Here is a 23,309-nt window from a genome sequence, read left to right as displayed (position 1 = left end):
CTGCCTTTCCTCATCCCCAACGATAAGCAGTTTAATTTTCTTTTCAATATATTAAACAAATTTTTACAATTTAAATATTTGTTTATTTGTTTACGCTTTCATCATACAAATAAAATAGAAATTAGTCAACTTATGTTCACTGGTTAAATATGTGTTTAGAAGTTGAAGGAATAACGGAACTGAAATATACTAATAATAGGAAAAAGGCCAAACCTTGCTGCTTAATAAAGCCGATAAATGAGGTGATCAGATGATAACTGCTAGAGAAAACGAAATTTTAAATATGATTAAGGAAAATCCACTAATCTCTCAAAATGACTTAGCGGAACGATTAAATATTACTCGTGCTAGTGCGGCATCACATATTCATAATCTTACAAAAAAAGGATACATCAGTGGCAGAGGGTATATTTTAAGAGAGCCTGCTTTTGTTTGCGTGATTGGCGGGATTAATATGGACATATTTGGGATTCCGAAAGAGGAATTAATTGAACATAACTCAAATCCTGGCAAAATCACTTTTTCATTAGGCGGTGCTGGGAGAAATATTGCTATGAATTTAACTAAGCTAGAAGTGACGAGTTATTTAATTTCGGTTTTCGGAGCTGACGTGAATGGGGAGAAGTTTATTTCGGATGCAATGGAAAACGGCATGGATATCCAACATTGCAAGAAACTTGAGGGGGAGCGCACTTCAACCTATCTCTATATTGATGAGCCAAATGGCCAATTAAAAGTTGGAATCGATGATATGGATATTTATAAAAAAATTACTCCGGAATTTTTAAATAAAAAAATCGATCTTATCAATAGTTCGCAATACTGTGTAATCGATACAAATCTCCCAAAGGAATCGATTGAATGGTTGTTTGATAATTGTAAAGTCCCAATTATTGTGAAAACAGTTTCCTTAAACAAAAACTATAAGTTAATCAACGGACTCAACAAAATCAACACGTTAATCCTTACACCCAGTGAATTAAAACAAATTACCGATAAATTTAACTCCGAGGAAACGTCGGTTGAAAAGAGGATGAACATCCTATTGGACAAAGGAGTCCAACATGTAATCGTTTTTTCTTCCGTCAAACGACACCTTCTCTTTAAAAGCAAAGAAAACACAACCGAAATGGATACAGAATTTAACAGCAGTGCAAATACCAACGGAGCCAGCGCTGCACTGACCGCTGCAGTCGTTTGGGGTCTTATGAACGAAATGAATTGGCAAGAAACACTAAAATTCGCTTACGCCACAGCGATCCACTGCATGGAATCACATAACTCCGTCAACTACGACCTATCCGTCCCCCTCATCAGGCGGAGAATGGGTGTATAGTGGCTGAATGGTGCTTGGTCGCAGAGGGATGGTTCCTTTAGAGAACATCGGAAGTTTTGCGCCAAAAAAGGCACAATAAGCTGTTTCAATTCTTATTGTGCCTTCCTATGTGTTTTTTATGAAGCTATTTTTATTTCTAAAAAGACTAAAAAAGGGACGGCAGAGCCGTCCCTTTGACTTATTTAAGGTTGTTGAAAGTAACAGCGATTTGGCTTCCAACTTTCGCATTATGCTTAACTAACTCGATATTGGCAACAAGACTTTTTCCTTCTGTTAATTCTTTAATTTTTCCAAGCAAAAATGGTGTACTGTCTTTTCCAACAATGTTATTTTCTTCGGCCTCTTTAACCGCTTGAGCAATAATGCCATTGATATAATCCTCATCCATCGCATGCTCTTCTGGAATTGGGTTAGCGATGACTGCTCCACCTTTAAGGTTTAATTCCCATTTCGTTTTCAATGTTTCCGCAATAACGTCAATTGAATCAGTTGAGAAATTTAATTTATGTTCACTGCTTCTTGTATAGAATGCTGGAAGCACATCTGTTTCATAACCGATAACAGGCACACCTTTTGTTTCAAGGTACTCGAGCGTAAGAGCTAAATCAAGAATCGATTTTGCACCCGCACAAATAACCGCAACATTTGTTTGTGCCAACTCGTCAAGATCGGCGGAAATATCCATAGTTTTTTCAGCGCCTCTGTGAACACCGCCGATACCGCCAGTGACAAAGATGTTGATGCCAGCTAGTTCAGCACAGATCATCGTGGAAGCAACAGTAGTTGCACCAAGCTTTTTCGTTGCAACGATTGCTGCTAAATCGCGTCTTGATACCTTGGCAACATCCGAGCTTTTACCGAATAGCTCTAATTCATCATCTGTTAAACCAATTTTAATTTTTCCGTCAATAATTGCGATTGTTGCAGGTACCGCCCCGTTGTCACGAACGATTTGCTCTACCTCACGAGCCATGTGCACGTTTTGCGGATAAGGCATTCCGTGAGAAATAATTGTTGACTCCAATGCTACAATTGCTTTGCCTTCTTCTTGTGCTTTTTGTACTTCTGCTGAAAATTCAAGATATTGTTTCATTTATAATTCCTCCATATCCGTATGAAATTATTTTGCACTCGTTCTTGGTGAACCGAATACTGGCATAAAGGTATTATGGTATGGCTAAAGCGGACTTACAGCTGAGCGGGAACCTATCACCTAAACGACATTAGGTGTTTCCGATATCCCTAACATAACACTATTCATCATTTTCTCATCCAACCATAAACTCTTTTGAACCATAAAGTTAAGCCATTGGGCATGAAACTAAGTAGATACGATTTCCCCGCCTCCATAGTTTCGACCGCTAACTTACATTTAAATCATACAATTAACAATTACTTTAGTCAACAATTATTTAGATATTAAATAAATGTTTAGAAAAAGTGATTCTCCTGCCACATAAAGATGGGTGGTTGTGAGGTAATAGGCTGTTTTTTGTCACTTCAGGCACAATGGGAAATCAATTCCCATTCTATTAGAATTAAGTAGTTGGATATCAATCACTAATTTCAGTGCTCGTGTTCTGATGTTATAGAGAGGGCGTTCCAGAACCGACAATTTTCTGCGTTGTATTGGATAAGAAGTTGGTTGGCGTGGTCATTCTCAAATTAATCCATGACATACTTTTTGGCAGCTTTGCTGTAGCTTGCAGTAAAAATTCAATAGCCTTTAAGGCTTCGACTAGATTTAATGTTTTTTAATTGTCATTAGAAACACCTCGCTAAATAGGTGTTTTACAAAATATTTCCAGCTCTTGTTTAACTCATTATCAACTAAGGAATTCGCTAATCTATCGAGAAACTTCCTGTATTTATAAGGATTTTCCACCTAGAATTTGAAAGCCTTTTGCGAAATTTATTGATATCCATATTAGCTATCTCTCTCCCCTCCTTTTGACTATTTTCTCCATGTTGTCTCTCTCTTTCTCTATTAATTCACAAAAATTTAAGTATTTTTGTAAACTAGCAGAAATATTTGTAACATAATAGAAATATATTTCGTTTAATTAAGTGATTGCGAATTTTACGAACAACCAGGAAAGGAAATGAGGAAAAAATGCTTAGCAACATGAGGCTAAGGGCTATTTTGGCATGCGTCGTTTTGGTACCCCTGGTTTATGGATTAATACTTGCTGGTTTTTCACTAACGTCAACTGCAAAAACAAAGGAGCCTGTCGTTCACGCAGAACTTACTGGAGGGAAACTTGGATCAGCGGAAGAGAAACCTGCAGCAGCGGTTGGGAAACTTGAACTTGCTGCAGAAGTTCCCAATTCTGGAACCAGATTGCTTCCAAAAAGAAACATCACTGCCCTAACTGAACATGAACATACTGAAACAAAGAAACCTGAGGCAGTCAGGCCATCCAAACCCGCAGGAGTGAACAAACCGCAGCCTTTCAAACCAGTTAACCAGCAGAAGCCGAAAGATCAAACAGCCACTTCACCCAAGAAAGCAGCCAAGACTCCAGTTAAACAACAGCCAGCAGCAACGCCTGCTCCGGCAAAAAAACCAGCTCCAGTCAAAGTGACGGCACCGGTAAAACCGCGCCCTGTCTATTTGACCTTTGATGACGGGCCGCATCGTGTTTCCGGACAAATTTTAGACCTGCTAGATAAATACAATGCAAAGGCAACCTTTTTCTTGCTCGACCCGAACATGAAGCAATACCCAGAAGCGGTTAAACGGATGGCATCCTCTGGCCATGCACTTGGACTGCATGGTGTGACACATGATAAAAAATTATTCTACAAATCTTCTAAGTCGGTAATCTCTGAAATGAATCAGGCTAGAGCAACTGTGAAGAAGCTTACTGGGGAGGATACAACTTTAATCCGGACTCCATTTGGAAGCTCTCCTCACATGACACCTGCTTATAAAGAAGCTGTCAAAACAACTGGTTACAGGATGTGGGACTGGACGGTCGACAGCAGGGATTGGCAATACCGAAGCAACCGCTATGTTGATGCTGTCATTGAGCAGGTTGAGAAGCAAAAAGCCGGCAGCGGGCCAATCGTCATTTTGCTGCATGAGCGTCCTGAAACACTCGCACATCTGCCAAAGCTTATGGATTACTTGAAAAAACAGAACTTTATTCTAGAACCGTTAACGGAAGATATGCAGCCTGTGCAATTTAAATAGGAAAAGCGCAAGCGCCTTCGTGACAGGCAAAGTGCGCCTCGCGACAGGTAAAATGCGCCTGTCTCTGCGATGTTAATTCGCTGGAAGCTTTCCTTTGTGCTCAGCGCCGTATGGACTCCTCGAAAATCCTCCAGTGAGCTATCGCGTAATTTCGTGCGATGTAATTTCGGGGAAGCTTTCCTTTTTGGAGCTAGACAGTTCTCAAGGAAAGATATACTTTCTGATATTCTATAGAAGCGGGCAGGACTATCCTGTCTGCTTTTTTTCATTGTAAGGATGGCTGAGGAGTTGAACGAATGGTAAAGTAAAGGGAGGAAAGGGAGGCTTTTCATGAAAGTGAAATATATCTTATCAGGATACATTGTATCTATCTTACTGATTATATTTCTGATTGCCAGAGCGTTTATTCCCGCTGCCCTCTTACTGGCAGCATTTTTGGTTGAACGGATAATCAGAAAAAGAAAGGAAGCCCTCTCACTTCAGTTTAGTGCTTCCATCTATAGGAACATTACCGACCGTTCTCTCATTTTTGTACCCCACGGTTTTGATAAGCATGGGGTACGTACAGATATTAACAAGCCTATTATTCTAAAAGAACCTTATACTTCCGAGGATGTTGGCGCTGCATTAAGAAAATGCTTTGGCATTTCCAGTAATGGCCGATACACGATAAAAGACTTGAATGGCCATCCCGCTTTAGAAGCAGCTGGCTATAAAAATGGTAAAAAGTTTATTATGGATCATAAAATGCAAACTGTCTTCTTTCAAAGAATTGAAGGCTACGAGTATATTGCTGCCGATAGAGCGGAAAATTGGCGCGGCTATGTAAGAAAAAACACTTTTACGCCCACTTTGCCAAAAAAAGCATCAGACACTGAATTGGGAGAAGCGATACATAAGGTATTTAACGAATGTAAATAAAACAGATAACGCTATTATAAATCCAGGCTAATCAAGTTGCATTTATGCAAGGAATACCACATTCGCTCAACTCCAGGTTTATGGGCCACTCTCCTTTAAGTTCCTAAAAGAAAGGGATTCTTGTGGAGTCTGGAATTCTCACAATAGTATATGCCTTAAAAAATAAATAAACTGTCCGGAAGAATCCGAACAGTTTTGGTAGTTCACTCAAACTTTGCTGTTAATCCAGTTGCTTTCGCCCAATGGTAGTAGGCTCTTTCGGATAGTTCTGCTTTTAATTCATCGCAAATTGCATCATTGACTAATTGCTGATTATGATTATGTAAAAACAGATGGAAATAATATCTAGCTTTTAGAATAATTTTCACACAATTACCCCCTTATTAATGTTTGTTTATAGGGCCATATCGGCAACTGGCTGGCATAACTAAAAAGTAGTATTAGCCCCTTTAGCTTTACGTCCCCGTTTTTCAACGGGTTTGCCTTTGTCACATAAATTATGTGCTGATACTATAAATCTACAAAAAACCCGTAGCACATTTCAAACTATCAGATTGGCATGTATATTATTTGACCGTTTTTATTTATATACAAACTTTTACCTCAATTATTCCGGAATAAACTACACTTTTTAAATTTTTTCGTTTTGTTTACTCTTTTTATGTCCGTTGGAATAAATGGGTCTTGTCTTTTATTGCTTCTTACGTCTCAATATTACCCACTATAATTTAACTAAATACCGCAGTCAGTCCCCATTTGTTCAACATAAAATAAACCTGCAGCAGCCAATGGCCAATGCAGGCTAAACTTTACATTCTATTCCTCTACTCCTTCGCCATCCTCTTTAACCCAGAGTGGATTTTCTTCATTATCACTGACTTGCAATCCCTTTTTGGGTTCCATGAACAAAGTTAGTGGAGTGTTTGTATTTTTTATAATAATTTCCCTTAGGTACTCAGCCTTTTGGCGTTTCTGATTGAAAAAGGCTTCCTTCATATTGATTTCGTACGTATGGTTATAGCTCAAATGGATTAACGTTTTTTTCAACCCTGTCCTCTGCGTTCCCTTGACATGTGTGAGGGAGAACCATACACATGTGGGCTGTTCAAACGATTTTGAAGGGAACAGCCAAATTCCCTGGCTAGTACTGATGGTAATGGGATGCATACGGATATCTCCCAGCAAAGCCTTTGAGCTATGCCTCGCACCATCAAAGCTGGATCCAAGCCTAAGCAGTGTCCGATTAATAATCTGCACCGGAGACAATTTCACAAAAAGCAATTTATCTTCTTCGAGTATTTTCGAATAAAGCTTTCCGTGCGGGTTGTAAACGCCCGTAATAAGGACCGTTTTTTCATTGATAGAGTAATCGTTAACAATCGTAACCATTAAGTGTCCCCCTGATATCTAAAATTAGTCCCACAAAATTAAAATTTGCTATTTTCTATAATAGGGGTATACTAACAATGTTGGTATACCCAACGACCGAGGCCCCTGGAAAGATGTCCGCTACGACTGTTTCCTGGGGTTTTGCTGTTTTCCGGCAAAAGGCCTTCCCTTCCTTTGTGCGCGAAAACCTGATACAGCCTACTATAATTCACTCCTCCTTTCTATTTTTGCGAGGCCACTGATCATGTTGGCCGAATCGTTTTTGCAGAAGCATCATGTGAGTATGGAATTGGAGATGGCCGATTGCCAATGGCTGGCATGGTGGCAGTCTGATGAGTTTCAAAGAGGCGCAAAGCAGCGAAATGACTGAAAGAATATGGGTAATCCACCACGAGGACTTGAATGAGAGTTAAGGAAAATCCTGTCGCATCATGTCACAGCTTATCGACTTAATTATACGTATAAATTCTAGAAATTGTAAATTGTTATTATTACGAGTAATTTCCTGAATATTCCATCTGATAGCAGATTTAACTTTTTATTACACACCTGATTGAATCCAGTTTTTATTACTGGTATAATATTGAACTAGTTACAACTTTTCCCTCATCAATTCCCCCTTTGCTTTTTTAAAACCTTAAATTATCAACTTTTCACTAAATGCACACTATAAACAGGTTATCCCAAAAAGAAAAATACCCTCTTACCCCCTTCACAAAATAGTCAGAAATTAAGTACATAAGAACCGCAATCATTCGTGTTACAGCACATCTCTTAGATGGCGGCTGAAGCCGATTTATTACAACTTCCGTTTTGACTTATCCATAGTTCTATACAATTTAAAAAATTAAAAAGAGCGGAAAGCAATTGTTTCCGCTCTTCTTACCGTTATAACGCTGCAGTAAACCGCCTAAATGCAACGATTCCCGCTTCTGTTTGTTTGTATACTCCAGCATCCTCAAGAACGCGGACAAACTTCGCGCCAACATTCATTCGGACAATCTCAGAGACAGTTTCATGGTTCAGTTCATGACCGTACTTTTCTTTCAATTCCCTAGCCCATGCCTGATGATATTCTTTCACGTCGGCATCATAGCCTAACAAATAGCTTTCAATTTCTTTAAGCTCCGTTTCAAGCCTCGCCGGCAGTACGGCAAGCCCCATTACTTCAATCAGTCCGATGTTCTCTTTTTTAATATGCTGGACGTCTTGATGGGGATGGAATATTCCCAGCGGGTGCTCTTCGCTTGTACGGTTATTCCTAAGAACAAGATCCAGCTCAAACCTTCCGTCACGAACCCTTGCAATCGGAGTGATGGTGTTGTGGCGTTCATTGCCGGTATGGGAAATAATTCCTGCTCCAGGATCGCTGTAGCCTATCCAGGATTCGAGGATTTCCTGGGCGGCATCAGCAAGTTCTCCCTGGTCAGTACCTTTAAGGCGAATAACCGACAATGGCCATTTGAGTGTAACTGCTTCAATATCCGGATAATTTGTCAGCTTGAATGAAAATATTTCCTCTGCCCGTGCCATCGCAAATTCATAGCTTCCTCCCTGGTAATGGTCATGAGTCAAGATCGAGCCGCCGACAATAGGCAGGTCAGCATTTGATCCAAGGAAATAGGTTGGGAACTTGCCAACAAACTCGAGAAGGCGGGCAAACGCACTTCTATCGATTTTCATATCACGATGCTCTGCACTTAGGACGATGCAATGCTCATTGTAATACACGTAAGGTGAATATTGCAGGAACCATGGTTCTCCGGTCAAGTCAACAGGGATGATCCGATGGTTTGACCGGGCCGGATGATTGATTCTTCCGGAATAACCTTCATTTTCTATACACAACAGGCACTTCGGATAATTAGAAGAAGAAGGCTGCATTTGCTTTTCAAGGGCAATCTGCTTTGGATCCTTCTCCGGCTTTGAGAGATTGATGGTAATATCCATCGTTCCGTATCCCGACTTAAATTGATAGCTGATGTTTCTCGCAATTTGCTTTGTTTGAATATAATTGCTGTTCCGACTCAAATTATAGAAATAATCTGTGGCCTCTTTTGGGTTCCTCTTATATTTTTCATAAAATGTCCTATTCAAATCAGAAGGCCTTTGAATCAAAACATTCATGATTTTTGCAGAAAAAATGTCTCTCTTGCTTGTCAGGTCCTCAGTGATTCCCTGGTCAACCGCATAATTTGTTAAAACCTCAAGCAGGCCAGGGATATCAAGTTCTCCGTCTGCTTTTAATCCTGCCGGGAAGTTGTCGAGCCCCAACAGGGAGAGGATCTGGTTGCGGGAATAAATCTCATCCTCAGCGGTAATCAATTCTGCGTCTAAAGCCCGGCTGAGCAGGGATTGTAGTGCCTGATACACATCCATTACAATTCCTCCTTCAATCCTGGTAGCCTTCTGGGTTGTTCCTGTGCCACTGCCAGGCATCTTCAAAGATTTTCTGAATCGATGTTTTCTTCGGATTCCAGCCAAGTACCGCTTTTGCCTTCTCAGAAGAAGCAATCAGCCGGCTTGGATCGCCCGCTCTTCTTGGTGCGACTCTTGCGGGAATGTCATGGTTGGTAACCTTTCGTGCCGCCTCAATCATTTCTTTTACAGAAAAGCCCTCGCCGCTGCCCAGGTTGATGATGTTGCTCTCGCCGCCATTTTGCAGATAACCGAGGGCGAGGATATGGGCATCAATCAAATCCTCTACATGGATATAATCGCGAATGCATGTGCCGTCTTCCGTATCATAGTCATCGCCGTAAATGGAAATGTACTCCCTTTGGCCAAGCGGCACCTGAAGAATAAGCGGGATCAAGTGGGTCTCAGGTTGATGATCCTCGCCAATTTCACCAGTTGAGCGAGCGCCGGCGACATTGAAATAGCGAAGTGATACATATTTCATTCCATAGGCGATCTCACACCATTTCATGATTTTCTCCATTGTGAGTTTCGTTTCGCCATAGGCGTTTGTTGGATTTGTCTCCATATCCTCCATAATCGGCATAACCTTTTGCTCGCCGTAGGTGGCCGCAGTTGAAGAAAAGACGATATTCTTAATGCCAAACTCGGTCATCGCTTCAAGGAGCACCTGAGTACCGTATACATTGTTGTTAAAATACTCGAGCGGCTTTTCCATCGATTCGCCAACTAGAGAATTAGCGGCAAAGTGGATGACCCCCTCAATTTGTTCCTTTTTGAACACACTGCGAAGGAACTCTTTGTCTCGGATATCACCTTTATAAAACTTCGCCTTCGGATGAATAGCCTTTTCGTGTCCTGTCTGCAGGTTGTCGATAACTACCACATCATAATTTTGGTCAATAAGTTGATATACGGCATGGGAACCAATATAACCGGCTCCGCCCAACACCAATACGCTCATCTTTATACACCTCCGCCTTAGATTTCTTTCGTTCCGTCTCCTATGCTTGCAACATAGAAGGTCGCTTCATTGCCGATTTTATCCTTATAAGACCTGCCGACTTCTTCTATGAATCTATCAGCATGTTCTTTTTCAACAAGCGCAATCGCACAGCCGCCAAATCCTGCACCAGTCATTCTTGCGCCGAGCACACCTTCCTGTTCCCAGGCTGCTTCTGCCAGTGTATCGAGCTCGATTCCCGTCACCTCATAGTCTTCCTTAAGTGAAACATGGGAGTCATTCATCAGCTTTCCGAAGCTTTCCAGGTTACCTTTCTTAAGCTCCTCAAGTGCTTTGGCAGTACGTTGGTTTTCATACACCGCATGCTTCGCTCTTTTTTGCAAAATGCCAGTCGGAATAAGGTGCTTATGCGCTTCGAATTCCTGTTCGCTTAAAGCTCCAAGTGACGTAACGTCAAGTTCTTTTTGCAAGTAGGAAAGGGCTGTTTCACATTCGCTGCGGCGCTCGTTATACTTCGAATCAGCCAGCTCTCTGCGTTTGTTCGTATTCATAATAATAATCTGGTGGTTTTCGAGATTAAGAGGCGCATATTCATAGTCAAGAGTTTCGCAATCCAAAAGGATGCCACAGTTTTCCTTGCCCATCCCAACAGCGAACTGGTCCATGATGCCGCTGTTGACGCCGATAAATTGGTTCTCCACCTTTTTGCCGAGCTGTACAAGGGCAATCCTGTCGATGCCAAGCTCAAATACTTCATTCGCAATGACACCAATCAGCATTTCCAGTGATGCGGAGGAAGAGAGGCCGGCTCCGTTCGGGATATTTCCATTAATCAGGATATCCAGACCGGCTGGGATATCATGTCCTGCTTCTTTTATATAGCGGATCATCCCTTTTGGAAAGTTCCCCCAGCCATGGGCAGCATCATAATCAAGCTCATCAAGACTGAACTCTAGGATACCTGCTTCCGGAAAGTTCATTGAATAAAGCCTGATTTGGCGGTCTTCACGTACTTTAACAATTCCGTACGTCCCATATGTGATCGCAGCAGGAAAGACACGTCCCCCGTTGTAATCGGTATGCTCACCAATCAGATTAATCCGCCCAGGCGAAAAGAATTTTCGAATTCCTTCATTCGATTCATATCCAAATTTATTGCCAAATTCAGCTGTTAAAAGTTGAAGATTCATAAGCCAGTCTCCTTATGGTTTAGTTGCACTTTTTTTGTGGTGAAACGGAGGTTAAAAGCTGCTGTCACGCTTGATCAGTTCGGTTCCGAGAATGATTTTTTTTGGAACTTTTCGGCCGGCAATCCGCTCCAGTAATGTATCAACGGCCGTTTCCCCCATAAGCTCTGTATCAACCTTTAATGTCGTAAGAGATGGAAAAATATATTTCGAGACACTAATATCGTTTATACCAATCACATTGACCCTGCCTGGGACAGGGATGCCAGCTTCATGCAGTGCCCTAAGGCAGCCGATGGCAATCAAATCGTTCGCTGCAAAAAAGGCTGTTGGCAGCTCGTCCCCAAGCTCCTTTATCGCTTTCCTCATGAGATCGTATCCGCTAGAGACACTGAAGGAACCGATAAAGATATGCTTTTCATTTAAGTGACCCCTGGATGCCATATACAATTTAAAAGTCGTTTCCCTTTTGTCCTCCAGTTCAGCCGATAGGTCCTTGAACATCTCCCGTCCGCCAATAAAGCCTATTTGATTATGTCCTTTTTCAAGCAGATAATTGAGAATTTTCTTCGTTGCCTGCTCAAAATCTGTTACAACCGAATCATATTCACCCTCGGGAGTATAGTCTGCAAACACAATATTCTCTGAAATCGCCGATAGCTCCGCAACCTGAGCAGAACTGAACTTCCCGATTGCAATAACCCCCTGCAGGTTATCAGGTTTTCCATCCAGGAACTCGTTGTAATAATAATTTACGAATTGAATGCCAAGCTGTTGGCTTCTAAGCTCAATCCCATAACGGATTGACATGTAATAAAGGTCCTCCAGCTCTTCTTTTTCGGTATACCAGTGGATGATAGCTATTTTTGAGGCAGGCGTCTTTTTGGCTGCCTTCTTTTTATACGAAAGCTCCTCAGCCACTTCCAAAATTCGCTTTCTCGTTTCATCTGAAACAGACAATGTAGCATCATAATTCAAGACACGGGATACCGTTGCGATTGAAACCCCTGCTTTTTCTGCAATGTCCTTTATCGTTGCCATATATGCCCTCCCTTCTGAAGGCCCTTACATTTTACGTTTTGAATAGAAATTCCCTTCCATTCTAATTATAATCTTTTAAGTAAAATTTTCAAATTATTTTACTTAAAATTTTACTTAAATTTAACTACATCTTTTTGGGGTAATTCTTCCTAATGAGGCCCTAATAGCATTATTTGACACTTTACTAGTAGTATTGGCAAAACAAAAAGGCCAAGGTATTCCTTGACCTGTAATTTAGGTTTAAACTTCTTCATCTCTCACCATTCTGCTATACTGCCATCTTTATGTCTCCATACCGGATTACGCCAATTATGCCCGACTTCTGAAATCTTCCTGACATGATCTTCATTAATGTCAATACCCAACCCAGGCCCTTTTGGTATTTTTACGTAACCGTCCTTATAATCGAACACTGTTCGATCCATGATATAATCCAGCAAATCACTCCCCACGTTATAGTGAATGCCAAGGCTCTGTTCCTGAATAAAAGCGTTATGGGAAGTTGCATCTACTTGAAGACAGGCAGCCAAAGCAATAGGTCCTAGTGGACAATGCGGGGCAGCTGCAACATCAAATGCCTCAGCCATCGATAGAATCTTTTTGCATTCTGTTATTCCACCAGCGTGCGAAAGGTCCGGCTGGATAATATCTGCATATCCATCCGTCAACAGGGTTTTATAATCCCATCTCGAGAACATTCTCTCACCAGTGGCAATTGGGATTGACGTACTCCTGGCAATCTCGCGGAGTGCTTCATTATTTTCGGGTAGGACAGGTTCCTCAATAAACATTGGACGGAACGGTTCAAGCTCTTTGGCCAAAATTTTCGCCATAGGCTTGTGGACACGCCCGTGGAAATCAATGCCAATCCCGATGTTTGGCCCAACCGCTTCCCTTACAGCTGCTATCCTTGCCACCGCTTGGTCAACCTTCTCATAGGAATCGACGTATTGCATTTCTTCTGTCCCGTTCATTTTAACAGCCGTAAAGCCTACATCAACAACCGCCTTAGCAGCGAGGCCTACATCCGTCGGCCGGTCACCGCCAATCCATGAATAAACCCGGATAGAGTCGCGCGCTGCCCCTCCCATCAGCTCATAGACTGGTGCGTTATAGAACTTCCCTTTAATATCCCATAGCGCCTGGTCAATTCCGGCAATTGCGCTCATTAAAATTGGGCCGCCTCTGTAAAATCCTGATCGATACATCAAATTCCAGTGATCCTCAATTCTCGAAGGATCCTTGCCAACTAAATATTCCATCAGTTCCTTAACAGCTGCTTTAACAGTATCAGCCCGTCCTTCAATGACTGGCTCTCCCCATCCTGATATCCCTTCATCTGTGTCAATTTTTAGGAACAGCCAACGAGGTGGTACTTGAAAAAGCTCATACCCAGTGATTTTCATGCTACTCTCCCCTATCTGCTTCTTTCACTTTATTAACAAAGCTACGTGCCTTTCCGGTAAGGTTTTTTAAGTATTCATTGGTTACTGCTTCTTTTGTATTAACAAGCGAGCTGCCAAGACCAACACCTACAGCTCCTGCTTTAATAAAATCTGCTACATTTTCCAAACCAATCCCGCCAGTAGGCAGAAGAGGAATCTGTGGAAGCGGGCCATGAATATCCTTCACATAGCTGGGCCCAAGGGTAGTGGCCGGGAAAACCTTGACGATATCCCCACCATATTCGTACGCCTTCAGAATTTCAGTCGGAGTAAATGCACCAGGAATGCTGACCGCACCATACCGCTTGGTCATCCGAATTGTTCCTTCATCCACAGTAGGTGAAAGGATGAATTTTGCACCTGCCAGAAGTGCTGCCCTGGCTGATTCCGGATCCAGCACAGTGCCTGCTCCAACAATTGACCTTCCGTCCATCTCCCTTGAAACCTGCTTTATGACTTCAAGTGCACCCGGGGAATTCAGCGTTATCTCAAGTACTGTGATGCCCCCTTCCCATAAGGCCTCTGCTATGGAATGCACATCTTCAGGCTTAGATCCTCGAATTATCGCAATCATTTTCGTTTCCTGTAAAGACGAGTGTAAATCCATGATCTTTCCCCCCTTTTTACCGAGCTACATCTTCACTAGAAGCCAGAAATCCTGCTAGCAGCTCTCTATTAGGCAATCCTTCGATGTCTCCATTAACCGTAGTCACGATAGCCCCAATCGCATTTCCCCTTTTTACAGCGTCTGCCAATCCAATGTCATCGAGGAGACCCGAGAGGAAACCTGCCGCAAATCCATCCCCTGCACCTACAGGATCGATGACTTGTTTTACCTTAAAGCCCTCCACTACTCCACAATCAGAATCAGTAGAATAATAGGCTCCGTCGGCTCCAAGCTTTACAACAACAATCGAGGCACCAAGCTGATGGAAGTGTGAAGCGATTTCACTATAATCGGTACTTCCAAACAGAAATTCTCCCTCTCCGATTCCTGGAAGGACAATATCCGCCTCTTCAGCGATGGCGAGGAGTGTTCTCCTGGCTTTCTCTTCGCCCCAGAGTTTCCTTCTGATATTGGGATCAAAAACAACCTTAACACCATGTTTTTTAGCGACTTCGATGCTATGAAAAATAGCCACCTCACATGACTCGCTCAAGGCCGGGGTAATACCTGTTATATACAGATAACGTGCCGACATAATATAGTCTTCACTGATATCAGCGGGGGTGAGCCTGCTAGCCGCAGACCCTTTCCGATAATAATGGATTCTCGTAGCCGTTTCATTAACTAGTTCCTTAAAGTAAATTCCCGTAGGGGCCTCCGAGTCTTTTCTCACTTCCCCGGTATGGACTCCTTCTCCTCTTACTGCTGAAAGGACTTTCTCTCCGAATTCATCATTCCCAACTCGGCTAATCCAACCAGTTTGATGCCCGAGCCTGGACAAGCCGATTAGAGTATTCGTTTCTGCACCAGCTATTTTTGATGAAAAACTATGTGCATACCTCATGAGCCCATTCGTGTCAGGAGTAAAAAGGACCATTGATTCGCCCAAACTGATAACGTCCATTATGTAACCTCCTGACTTCTATTATGAGCAAAGCTCCCTCTTGCCAGTTTTTCAATGAAGTGATTAAGAATTAATAATGCATTTGGGTTGTTATTCAATTGGCTTGCAAGCTTCCATGTGATGGTTAAAATAACTCCTTTACCATGCTTTTGCAGCAGGACTGATCCGCCGTTTTGTCCTAGCCAGCCCTGGAAATATCCCGAAATTATCTCTGCTGTTTCAGCTAGTGATGGGTTGCCGAACAGGTTAACCGTCCTTTTTTGGCCAACCTTCTTATAGTCAGTAAACGGAACCACATAGTCAGGGAACAGGAATTCAAACTCCCAGCCCATTTCGGGATGGACAGGCAGCCCTTCTAGCCAAGCAGTGTTAACATAATTCATGGACGATGAACGCGCCCAACTTTCGCCCGGATCAAGCTCACGGAATGTATAATCACCCTTGTGTGGAATTGCATCCCCATCTTCCGCTAGAAAAATAACCTTTCCGCCGGCCCTAACATATTCGAGCGTTTCTCTGTCCAACATATCACTTATGACGACATCCGCATCCGCCCTTAAATCTACACCTTTTAAAGCTTCATGAAGTTCAGTTCTTTTATGTTGAACATGGACAAGCGCTGCTGCCTGAGACTGTTGACTAAGGGTTAATTCTTCCTTATTGACCGCAACCTTGCGATCTTCAACCCATAATTCGAAGGAGAACAAAGCAAAAACAGGCTGTTTCACGTTAGGTATTTCAAGACATACAACCTCCGGCAAATGTAAGAAGCTGTTAAGGACAACAGGAACTTCTCCATGCAACAGGACCTCGCAACCCATCTCAAGTCTCCATTTTATTAAAGCTTCACCGCTCAACTCTTCTGATGCTATATAGAGATCCCAGGCTGCGCTCTCCCCTGATTGGTAATTATGCTTTGGCAATCCTGCCATGATTACCGTTTCACCATTAAAATTGACAAGCTCTTCAAATCCTTCTTTCGGATTTCTCATAAAATCAAGCCATCCATTTGTTTCCCATTCTATGTCAGTAAATTCAGTGACAACATATCCGGCTATTTCAGGCCGTTTCCTCATTTCTTCTATTAACGACTTAACAGCACGTGTCATCCTGTTTTGTGAATGAACTGCTAAATCTGAAGTGTTTTCAAAAGCATGTGAAATCCCAAACTTAGAGAAGTTTTCAAACAGCGTTGTCGGCCTCTTATAATCATCCTGGTGGGTAGCCTCACCTTGATTAATAAACCACCATGGCTCGTTCCCATTATAAAAATCCTTTAATTTGTCAACGTCCGGCAGACCCCATACCCCAAATTCAGAAATGATGATTGGCTGGTCTTCAGCTCCATAACCCGATACAAAATTCCTGTCTTTTTGGCCAATGACATAGTCATCAAGATCACTTCTCCAACCATCGATCTGATCTGGTACAACAAAGTAGCGATGGTGGTCATTTATATCTGTGTTTACATGGGTCCAGCCACTGTTATCACATACTAATCTAGTCGTGTCCCATTGCTTCACTTCGGAAAAAAACTCCGCTACATGCGCCTGTTTTTCGGTATCAAATTCAAGATCCCATTCGAGACCCCATTCTTCGTTGTATATGGACCAAATGATGATTGAAGGATGGTTATAATCCCGTTCAATCATTTCCTTTAAAACTGTTGTAAATCGCTTCGTTGCCATTTCAGTCCACTTCACATAATTAGGGGGTTCCGCCCAAATCAGCATCCCGAGGCGGTCCGCCCAATAAAGATATTCAGGGATTTCCACCTTGATATGCTTCCTAAGTAAGTTGAAACCCATTTGTTTGGCCAGTTCAATCTCCTTTTTAATATAGGATTCTGAAGGAGCCGAATAAATTGTTTCTGGATAAAAGGCTTGATCAAGTGCTCCCCGGATATAAATAGGCTCATGGTTGAGATAGACTTTGCCATCCTTATATTCAACGTTCCGACAACCGAAAACAGTGCTGTAATGATCTGTTTCGCCGTTTGCTTTTACGCAAATATCGAGTTCGTACAAATAAGGTTCTGCTGGGGACCAGAGTCTCATTTCAGGCATTTCAACGATTGTTTTAAGACTGGAATTCTCAATCGTACCTGAATAGACAATGCCATCCTCCCACTTATCTTCCTTGAGGCTGTGCGGCCTGATTTCATAGTGGATTAGATCTGTGTTTCCAGTAACAATTGCGGATAGTTCCACTTGTTTTAAATCAATGTCAGCCTTTACAAAAACATTCTCAACAAAGGTTTCCGGCCTTTGCTCCAGGTAAACACCCTGCCAAATCCCACTTACCCTTGTATACCAACTTCCCTGCTTTCCAATCGGAATTTCTGCATTATCGGGGAAGTCATAAACACGGACAGTGATCTGATTGCGATTGTCTAAGAGATTATTCGGGATTAGGAAATCGAAAGGTGTAAAACCTCCTTCATGAAACCCAATGTAATTGCCATTCCACCACACATCGCATTGATAATCGACTGCCATAAAGCAAAGGTGCCAGTTCTTCCCCTGCGAGGTTTTAATATCCTTTACCTGAAGCTGGTACCATGCCGCCCCGCTATAAGGAACAAGGTCTCCTCCCTCACTTTGCCAAATATGAGGCACTTTGACATTCTTGCCTCCAGAAATTTTCCCGGAATACCAACTCTCCACCATACCAGAGTTTGTTGGATCTGTTTTAAAAGTCCAATCAACAGATAAATCTATTTTCGTTCTCATAGCAAATCTCCTAACCGCAATGACATGATAAGTGCTGAGCCAACTTTAGGCGATAAAACACAACTGTTTCATAACACTTTCCTCTAGCAGGACTTTATATCACTTACTTAATTCCAGTCATCGTAATACCTTTAATGATATGGCGCTGGAATAGAATGAACACGATAATAGCTGGTAAACTGGCCAGCATATTCGCTGCCATCGGAATCATCAATTCCGCTGTATAGGCACTTTGGAATGTTGGAATCGCTACAGGCAATGTAAACATTTTCTCCTCGTTTACTGCCAGGAATGGCCACAGGAAATTATTCCAGGAGGTGACAAATGTAAATATGCCTAGTGCTGCCATTGAAGAACGGGATAACGGCAAGAAGATGCTCCAGTAAATCCTTAACCAATTCGCACCATCAATTCTCGCTGCTTCGATGAGATCATTTGGAATTGCGTCATAAAACTGTTTGAGCATAAAGACCCCAAGTGGTGCGGCCAGGGCAGGTAAAATAATTGAGCTATAGGAATTGATTAACCCAAAATCAACCATGATTTGAAAAAGTGGTACAATCTTTGCTTCAACAGGTACCATCAACCCTGCAATAATTAACCAAAAAATAATCTGACGTCCTTTAAATTGAAGCCTCGATAAGGCAAACGCCGCCAGTGAAGTAAGGATCAGTGTTAACACGGTTGTCACAACCGCTATGTACAAACTGTTCCATGTCCACCTCCATATCGATGCATTGGTCAGAACATACTCATAGTTCGCGAAGGTGAACGGCGGCTTGAAGAGTTCCGACAATATCGTTACAGCCGTACCGCCAGGCTTGAGCGAGGTGATCAACATCCATATTATTGGAATCACCCAGATGAGGACGAGCGCGTAACTGAATATATATACAAGTTTCCGTCCAAACGTAGTTTTCTTTTTACGAGGCACTTTCAGTTCCTCCTTTTACCAGGATTTAATTAATCTTTACTTTGGAAAAATTTGAATTGGATAAAAGCAAACAGTATGGTGACTGCAAACAGAACATAGGACATTGAGGATGCTACCCCCATTTGCTGCTCAATGAATGCTTTTTCGTAAATATATTGAACGAGTGGGCGTGTCGAAGTACCGGGCCCTCCCCCAGTCATCAAATATGGCTGCCCAAATAGTTTAAATGAATTAATCGTTTGCAGGACTACTATTAATAGAATAACGCCTTTCAAAGAAGGCAATGTAATAGAAATGAATTGCCTGAACGAACCTGCACCATCCATTTTCGCAGCTTCATAGTATTCATCAGGTATTTCCTGCAGCCCCGACAGGAACAGGATCATATTGAATCCTACAGTCCACCAGATTGTTGCAATTAAAATTGAAACCCACGCAAGATTCTCGTCATTTAGCCAAAATATTTCGCCTTCGTACCCAAAGTTATGAAGAATCGTTGTAATTAATCCTGTATAAGGCTGCAGAATAAACACCCATATACTGGCTATAACTGAGATTGATAATATATATGGAAGAAAGAACGCAGACCGTAAAAAGACTGTGCCTTTAAGCCTTGAGTTGACCACAAGGGCCAGCAAAAGCCCTATGATAATGAGGGCAGGTGTTGAAAGAAACACAAAGAGAACTGTATTCCATAGCGCCTCCCAGAAAAGCTTATCAGCGAACATAGTTTTATAGTTTGCTAAACCGACAAATGTCGGCTCAAGCCCCAGCACCCAATCATTCAGACTGATGATAAAACCCTTTATAATTGGATAAAGCATAAACAGTCCGTATATGATTAAGAATGGTGCCAGGAATAAATACGCTGTCAGCGTTTCCGCTTTACCGCCTTTTAACTTCATTTAAAGGTACCTCCTATAAGAAATGGTGCCACCAATTTCCAACTTGCGGGGCACCATTCGGAATTCTATTTTAGTAAAGCATTGACCTCGTTTTCCGCATTCTTCAGGGTTTCTTTTGCATTTACCTGGCCAGTCATGAAGTTGTTCAAATGTTTTTTGATTACATCATTGATTGCTGAGATCTTAGGGGAGTTCGGCATATAGCTAACATAATCCGCTATTTCCGCATAATTGCTTCGGTAAGGAAGATCCTTGAACTCCTGTGATTCTACCACTGATGTTTTTGCAGGAACATGTCCAGCTTTTGCCCATGAAGCAGAATGCTCAGCAACCCAATCAGCAAACTTTAAACTAGCTTCTTTTTTAGCATCGGTTTGGCCATCTTTATTTAGAAGTACAAATGTATGGGAATCGCCCCATGTTGCTTGTTCACCGAAAATCTGTGGAAACGGAATTGCAGTAAACTTCAATTCTTTATTTTGTTCAAGTGCGCCAGTCATCCATACGCCATTAAAATGAATTGCTGCAGTTTTGGCGGAAAAAACTTCCCCGCCATTTCGGATATTCCTTGGCCATAAGTCTTCTTCCATCAATTCGCCAATATATTCTAGAGCAGTTAGCCCTTGTTCATTATTAAACACGGCTTCTTTTCCATCTTCACTTAGAAGTTGTCCGCCCTGTTGGGAATATAGGGACCACCAGATCCTAAGTGGAGAATCCCCGCTTGAAGTTGCTGAGAGCGGAAAAGTACCTTTTGGTGAGTTTTCTTTTACGTCTTTAAGGAAATTAATAAAATCTCCTTCACCGGTTCCGATAGCAGGAACACCATTTTCAATCAAGCCAGCTTTATCAAGAAGATCAGTATTCGCAAACATGATTAGAGCATGAGTGTCGAGTGGAACGGCATAGTGTTTGTCATTGATGATTGTTGAATTTAGGATATTCTGGCTGTACGTATCCCACTTGATTCCTGCCTTTTCGGCTATTGAATCGATATCAACTATTTGCTTTGATTCAATCAATTCAGCTAACTTGGTTGTGTGCGCAATCGCTACATCAGGTGCCTGCTTGGAAACAACAGCAGTACGCATTTTTGTATAATATTCTTCTGCTTTTAGGTTAAGGACTGTAACCTTAACGTCTTCATTTTCTTTGTTAAAATTATCGACAAGTGCTTTGATGAAATCCCCATCTCCACCACTGAAAGGCGCCCAAAAAGTTAATTCAGTTACATCCTCCTTACCAGAAGAACCCTTGTCCTCACTTGTTGCCCCATTACCGGAACAAGCAGCTAACACGAATAACAACACCAGAGAAACTATGAATGCGCTTACCCTTTTCATTGCAATCCCCCTATATAGTTTTTCTTTACAAATTTATTATTACATGTTTACTTGTAATATATCAAGTATTTTTGTAATAAAAAAAGCATGGATTTTTTATCCATGCTAGTGTGATCATTCACCGATATTTCCCAGTCAATACAATACCCTGATCATAATTTCCGAATTTCTCGCCAAATAAATTTATTCCACCTTTGTTATACGCATCACTTTTTATCCCCACTTTTATGGAAATAAAAGGTCTGGTATCGATCTTCAAGTCTGCAATTGTCATCTCAGAGATTTTCACCCCATCAATAAAACTGCCTTCTTCGTTTACTTTCCAATTTTTCAAAAGCCCGAATTGTGTGTTATTCGTTCCCCACCAGGAAGGAGTTAAAAAGCCGCGTTCTCCGCCAAAATCACTAGGTGAGGTCCATGTGCCTATTTCAACTCCATTCACCCACAGAGTTACATCGGACGGCCAATCGTCTTTGTAATATGGGGCTTCAGAACAAATTTCCGCAGATAAATTCAATTCATCCATCGTCTTGCCGTAGGGCACCCTATTAGGAAAATGGTATTCCACAAATCCACTTCTGAACCAGAGCAGCTGTGCTTGCTTTCTTTCCTGCTCGTAAAAGGCACGCGGGTCATCCTGCATATTAATAATCCCTGTTTCACTAAGCAGACCGCATGTCGGTTCCACCTCACAATTAACGAATTCACCAATCGGCATGTCAACTCTAAACGTATTATCACCAGTCTTTTTTTTATCTGTAAGATTTATGACGATGCGATCATACCTGTTTGTGTTGACCTTCTGGTTTCCCCTGCCAGGGACAATTTCAGTTGAAATCAGCTCTGAATCCTCTAGCTTTTTTACATTAGCTGCTGCAGTCGAAAAAGGTACACTGAGTTTTTCCGACAATTCATTTACATTCTGCGGCCCATCCGTCAATATCCTTATGATTTGCATACGGTGTTCGTTTCCTAGTGCTTTACAAATCTCAATTGCTTCTTCCAACGTTAAATCCAACGTTCTCATTGGCTCAACCCTTTATTACGAAATATTTTGTAATAAAATTATTGATTATTTGTTGGCATAAAGTCAAGCGAATCCCTCTCTTATCTTTCATATAACTCAATCGGAAGGCCATCGGGGTCTTTTAGGAATGTATATTTCTTATTCATAACTGGATCGATCCGGATTTCTTCGATCTCTACTCCATTTTCTTTTATTTCTTCAGCAGCTTGTTCAACACTTTCTACTTCAAATGCCAGATGGCGCAGGCCTGCAGCTTCAGGATAACTCGGCCGTTTTGGCGGATCGGGAAAAGAAAATAACTCAATTTGATAGGCGCCGCCAACCTCAAGGTCAAGCTTATACGAATTTCTTTCTTCCCGGTATACTTCATTAATTGGCTTCAGACCAAGTATTCGAGTGTAGAAATCCTTCGACTTGCTGTAATCGGAGCAAATGATTGCCACATGGTGAAGTTTACTTATGTGCATGGTGAAAAACCTTCTTTCGTTTGTGGTTGAATTGCTTTTTGGATGTGGTAACGAAGGAATACTCCTATGTTGTCGGGTAAAACCTGTAAAACTACTGCTCTTGCTATTACTGGTTTATTGGTTACATTTCGGCTTTATCTACAAGGCCAAACGTTACCAACACGGCCTATTGATTACATTTTGCATGTAATCTAAACCTAAAACGTTATCAATAAAGCTCATTGATTACATTTTGAAGGCATCTTGAACGTGAAACGGTACCAATAATGCTCATTGGTTACATCTTGCATCCTTAGAGAGCCTAAAACGTTACCAATATTCTTGAATCGATACACATAGCATAACTCTAGTAATCAAGCACGCATATTTTTTAAAACAACAACAATGCTGTGTCGAAAAATAGTGGTTGCGGCAGCAAAATTATAAATCAATA

20 protein-coding genes and 1 riboswitch are annotated in these 23,309 nt (G+C 41.7%); of the genes, 4 read left to right on the top strand and 16 right to left on the bottom strand.

Going from position 1 to position 23,309, the window contains the following annotated elements:
• The first annotated feature begins 250 nt into the window (after positions 1 to 250).
• A complete protein-coding gene (locus AM500_RS06300) occupies positions 251 to 1,336 on the top strand; it encodes a PfkB family carbohydrate kinase (protein ID WP_197282668.1) in 1,086 nt (361 codons plus the stop codon).
• Between the two features lie 178 nt (positions 1,337 to 1,514).
• Here AM500_RS06300 and AM500_RS06295 read toward each other — a convergent pair whose 3' ends face one another.
• Positions 1,515 to 2,429, bottom strand: coding sequence for a pseudouridine-5'-phosphate glycosidase (locus AM500_RS06295; protein WP_053598481.1), 915 nt, complete (start codon positions 2,427 to 2,429; stop codon positions 1,515 to 1,517).
• 1,020 nt (positions 2,430 to 3,449) lie between these two features.
• On the opposite strand from AM500_RS06295, the gene AM500_RS06290 reads away from it, so the two are divergent.
• Together AM500_RS06290 and AM500_RS06285 are read left to right on the top strand one after the other, a co-directional pair.
• Positions 3,450 to 4,532, top strand: a complete 1,083-nt coding sequence (locus AM500_RS06290; protein WP_053598480.1) for a polysaccharide deacetylase family protein — start codon at positions 3,450 to 3,452, stop codon at positions 4,530 to 4,532.
• Positions 4,533 to 4,862: 330 nt separating this feature from the next.
• Complete coding sequence (locus tag AM500_RS06285) at positions 4,863 to 5,453, top strand: hypothetical protein (protein ID WP_053598479.1); 591 nt, start codon at positions 4,863 to 4,865, stop codon at positions 5,451 to 5,453.
• 203 nt (positions 5,454 to 5,656) lie between these two features.
• Here AM500_RS06285 and AM500_RS25390 read toward each other — a convergent pair whose 3' ends face one another.
• Both AM500_RS25390 and AM500_RS06280 read right to left on the bottom strand, forming a co-directional pair.
• The gene (locus tag AM500_RS25390) at positions 5,657 to 5,821 is read right to left on the bottom strand and encodes a hypothetical protein (protein ID WP_156319762.1); all 165 of its coding nucleotides are present in this window, start codon (positions 5,819 to 5,821) and stop codon (positions 5,657 to 5,659) included.
• 38 nt (positions 5,822 to 5,859) lie between these two features.
• Positions 5,860 to 5,947: riboswitch (cyclic di-GMP riboswitch) on the bottom strand.
• Positions 5,948 to 6,269: 322 nt separating this feature from the next.
• Entirely contained in the window at positions 6,270 to 6,842 is a 573-nt protein-coding gene (locus tag AM500_RS06280) for a competence protein ComK (RefSeq protein WP_053598478.1), read from the bottom strand.
• Between the two features lie 244 nt (positions 6,843 to 7,086).
• Here AM500_RS06280 and AM500_RS26220 point away from each other — a divergent pair, with 244 nt between their 5' ends.
• Positions 7,087 to 7,212 carry a hypothetical protein gene (locus AM500_RS26220; protein WP_269432571.1) on the top strand — a complete coding sequence of 42 codons (126 nt, stop codon included), beginning with the start codon at positions 7,087 to 7,089 and terminating at the stop codon, positions 7,210 to 7,212.
• 518 nt (positions 7,213 to 7,730) lie between these two features.
• On the opposite strand, the gene galT is transcribed toward AM500_RS26220, so the two are convergent.
• The 13 genes from galT to gloA2 form a co-directional block, all read right to left on the bottom strand.
• Positions 7,731 to 9,221, bottom strand: a complete 1,491-nt coding sequence (gene galT / locus AM500_RS06275; RefSeq protein ID WP_053598477.1) for a UDP-glucose--hexose-1-phosphate uridylyltransferase — start codon at positions 9,219 to 9,221, stop codon at positions 7,731 to 7,733.
• 13 nt (positions 9,222 to 9,234) lie between these two features.
• Positions 9,235 to 10,224 (bottom strand): UDP-glucose 4-epimerase GalE, encoded by a 990-nt coding sequence (galE, locus tag AM500_RS06270; RefSeq protein ID WP_053598476.1) that lies wholly within the window; start codon positions 10,222 to 10,224, stop codon positions 9,235 to 9,237.
• Between the two features lie 17 nt (positions 10,225 to 10,241).
• Positions 10,242 to 11,414 carry a galactokinase gene (locus AM500_RS06265; protein WP_053598475.1) on the bottom strand — a complete coding sequence of 391 codons (1,173 nt, stop codon included), beginning with the start codon at positions 11,412 to 11,414 and terminating at the stop codon, positions 10,242 to 10,244.
• A 51-nt stretch (positions 11,415 to 11,465) separates the two neighbouring features.
• Complete coding sequence (locus AM500_RS06260) at positions 11,466 to 12,452, bottom strand: LacI family DNA-binding transcriptional regulator (protein ID WP_053598474.1); 987 nt, start codon at positions 12,450 to 12,452, stop codon at positions 11,466 to 11,468.
• 257 nt (positions 12,453 to 12,709) lie between these two features.
• On the bottom strand, positions 12,710 to 13,858 hold the full coding sequence (gene dgoD / locus AM500_RS06255) for a galactonate dehydratase (RefSeq protein WP_053598473.1): 1,149 nt from the start codon (positions 13,856 to 13,858) through the stop codon (positions 12,710 to 12,712).
• 1 nt (position 13,859) lies between these two features.
• Positions 13,860 to 14,504 (bottom strand): bifunctional 4-hydroxy-2-oxoglutarate aldolase/2-dehydro-3-deoxy-phosphogluconate aldolase, encoded by a 645-nt coding sequence (locus AM500_RS06250; RefSeq protein ID WP_053598472.1) that lies wholly within the window; start codon positions 14,502 to 14,504, stop codon positions 13,860 to 13,862.
• A gap of 16 nt (positions 14,505 to 14,520) precedes the next feature.
• Positions 14,521 to 15,468 (bottom strand): sugar kinase, encoded by a 948-nt coding sequence (locus tag AM500_RS06245; protein ID WP_053598471.1) that lies wholly within the window; start codon positions 15,466 to 15,468, stop codon positions 14,521 to 14,523.
• A complete protein-coding gene (locus AM500_RS06240; RefSeq protein WP_053598470.1) occupies positions 15,468 to 18,200 on the bottom strand; it encodes a glycoside hydrolase family 2 protein in 2,733 nt (910 codons plus the stop codon). The genes AM500_RS06245 and AM500_RS06240 overlap by 1 nt, the downstream gene beginning before the upstream one ends.
• 103 nt (positions 18,201 to 18,303) lie before the next feature.
• Positions 18,304 to 19,134, bottom strand: coding sequence for a carbohydrate ABC transporter permease (locus AM500_RS06235; RefSeq protein ID WP_231688119.1), 831 nt, complete (start codon positions 19,132 to 19,134; stop codon positions 18,304 to 18,306).
• A gap of 29 nt (positions 19,135 to 19,163) precedes the next feature.
• The gene (locus AM500_RS06230) at positions 19,164 to 20,039 is read right to left on the bottom strand and encodes a carbohydrate ABC transporter permease (protein ID WP_053598469.1); all 876 of its coding nucleotides are present in this window, start codon (positions 20,037 to 20,039) and stop codon (positions 19,164 to 19,166) included.
• A gap of 65 nt (positions 20,040 to 20,104) precedes the next feature.
• On the bottom strand, positions 20,105 to 21,382 hold the full coding sequence (locus AM500_RS06225) for an ABC transporter substrate-binding protein (protein ID WP_053598468.1): 1,278 nt from the start codon (positions 21,380 to 21,382) through the stop codon (positions 20,105 to 20,107).
• 118 nt (positions 21,383 to 21,500) lie between these two features.
• Complete coding sequence (locus AM500_RS06220; RefSeq protein ID WP_053598467.1) at positions 21,501 to 22,409, bottom strand: ArsR/SmtB family transcription factor; 909 nt, start codon at positions 22,407 to 22,409, stop codon at positions 21,501 to 21,503.
• An 80-nt stretch (positions 22,410 to 22,489) separates the two neighbouring features.
• Positions 22,490 to 22,876 carry an SMU1112c/YaeR family gloxylase I-like metalloprotein gene (gloA2, locus tag AM500_RS06215; RefSeq protein WP_053598466.1) on the bottom strand — a complete coding sequence of 129 codons (387 nt, stop codon included), beginning with the start codon at positions 22,874 to 22,876 and terminating at the stop codon, positions 22,490 to 22,492.
• Positions 22,877 to 23,309: the final 433 nt, after the last annotated feature.

This window comes from Bacillus sp. FJAT-18017 (assembly GCF_001278805.1).
Taxonomy (GTDB): Bacteria; Bacillota; Bacilli; order Bacillales; family Cytobacillaceae; genus Bacillus_D.
This window is presented reverse-complemented; position numbering and strand designations above follow the sequence as displayed.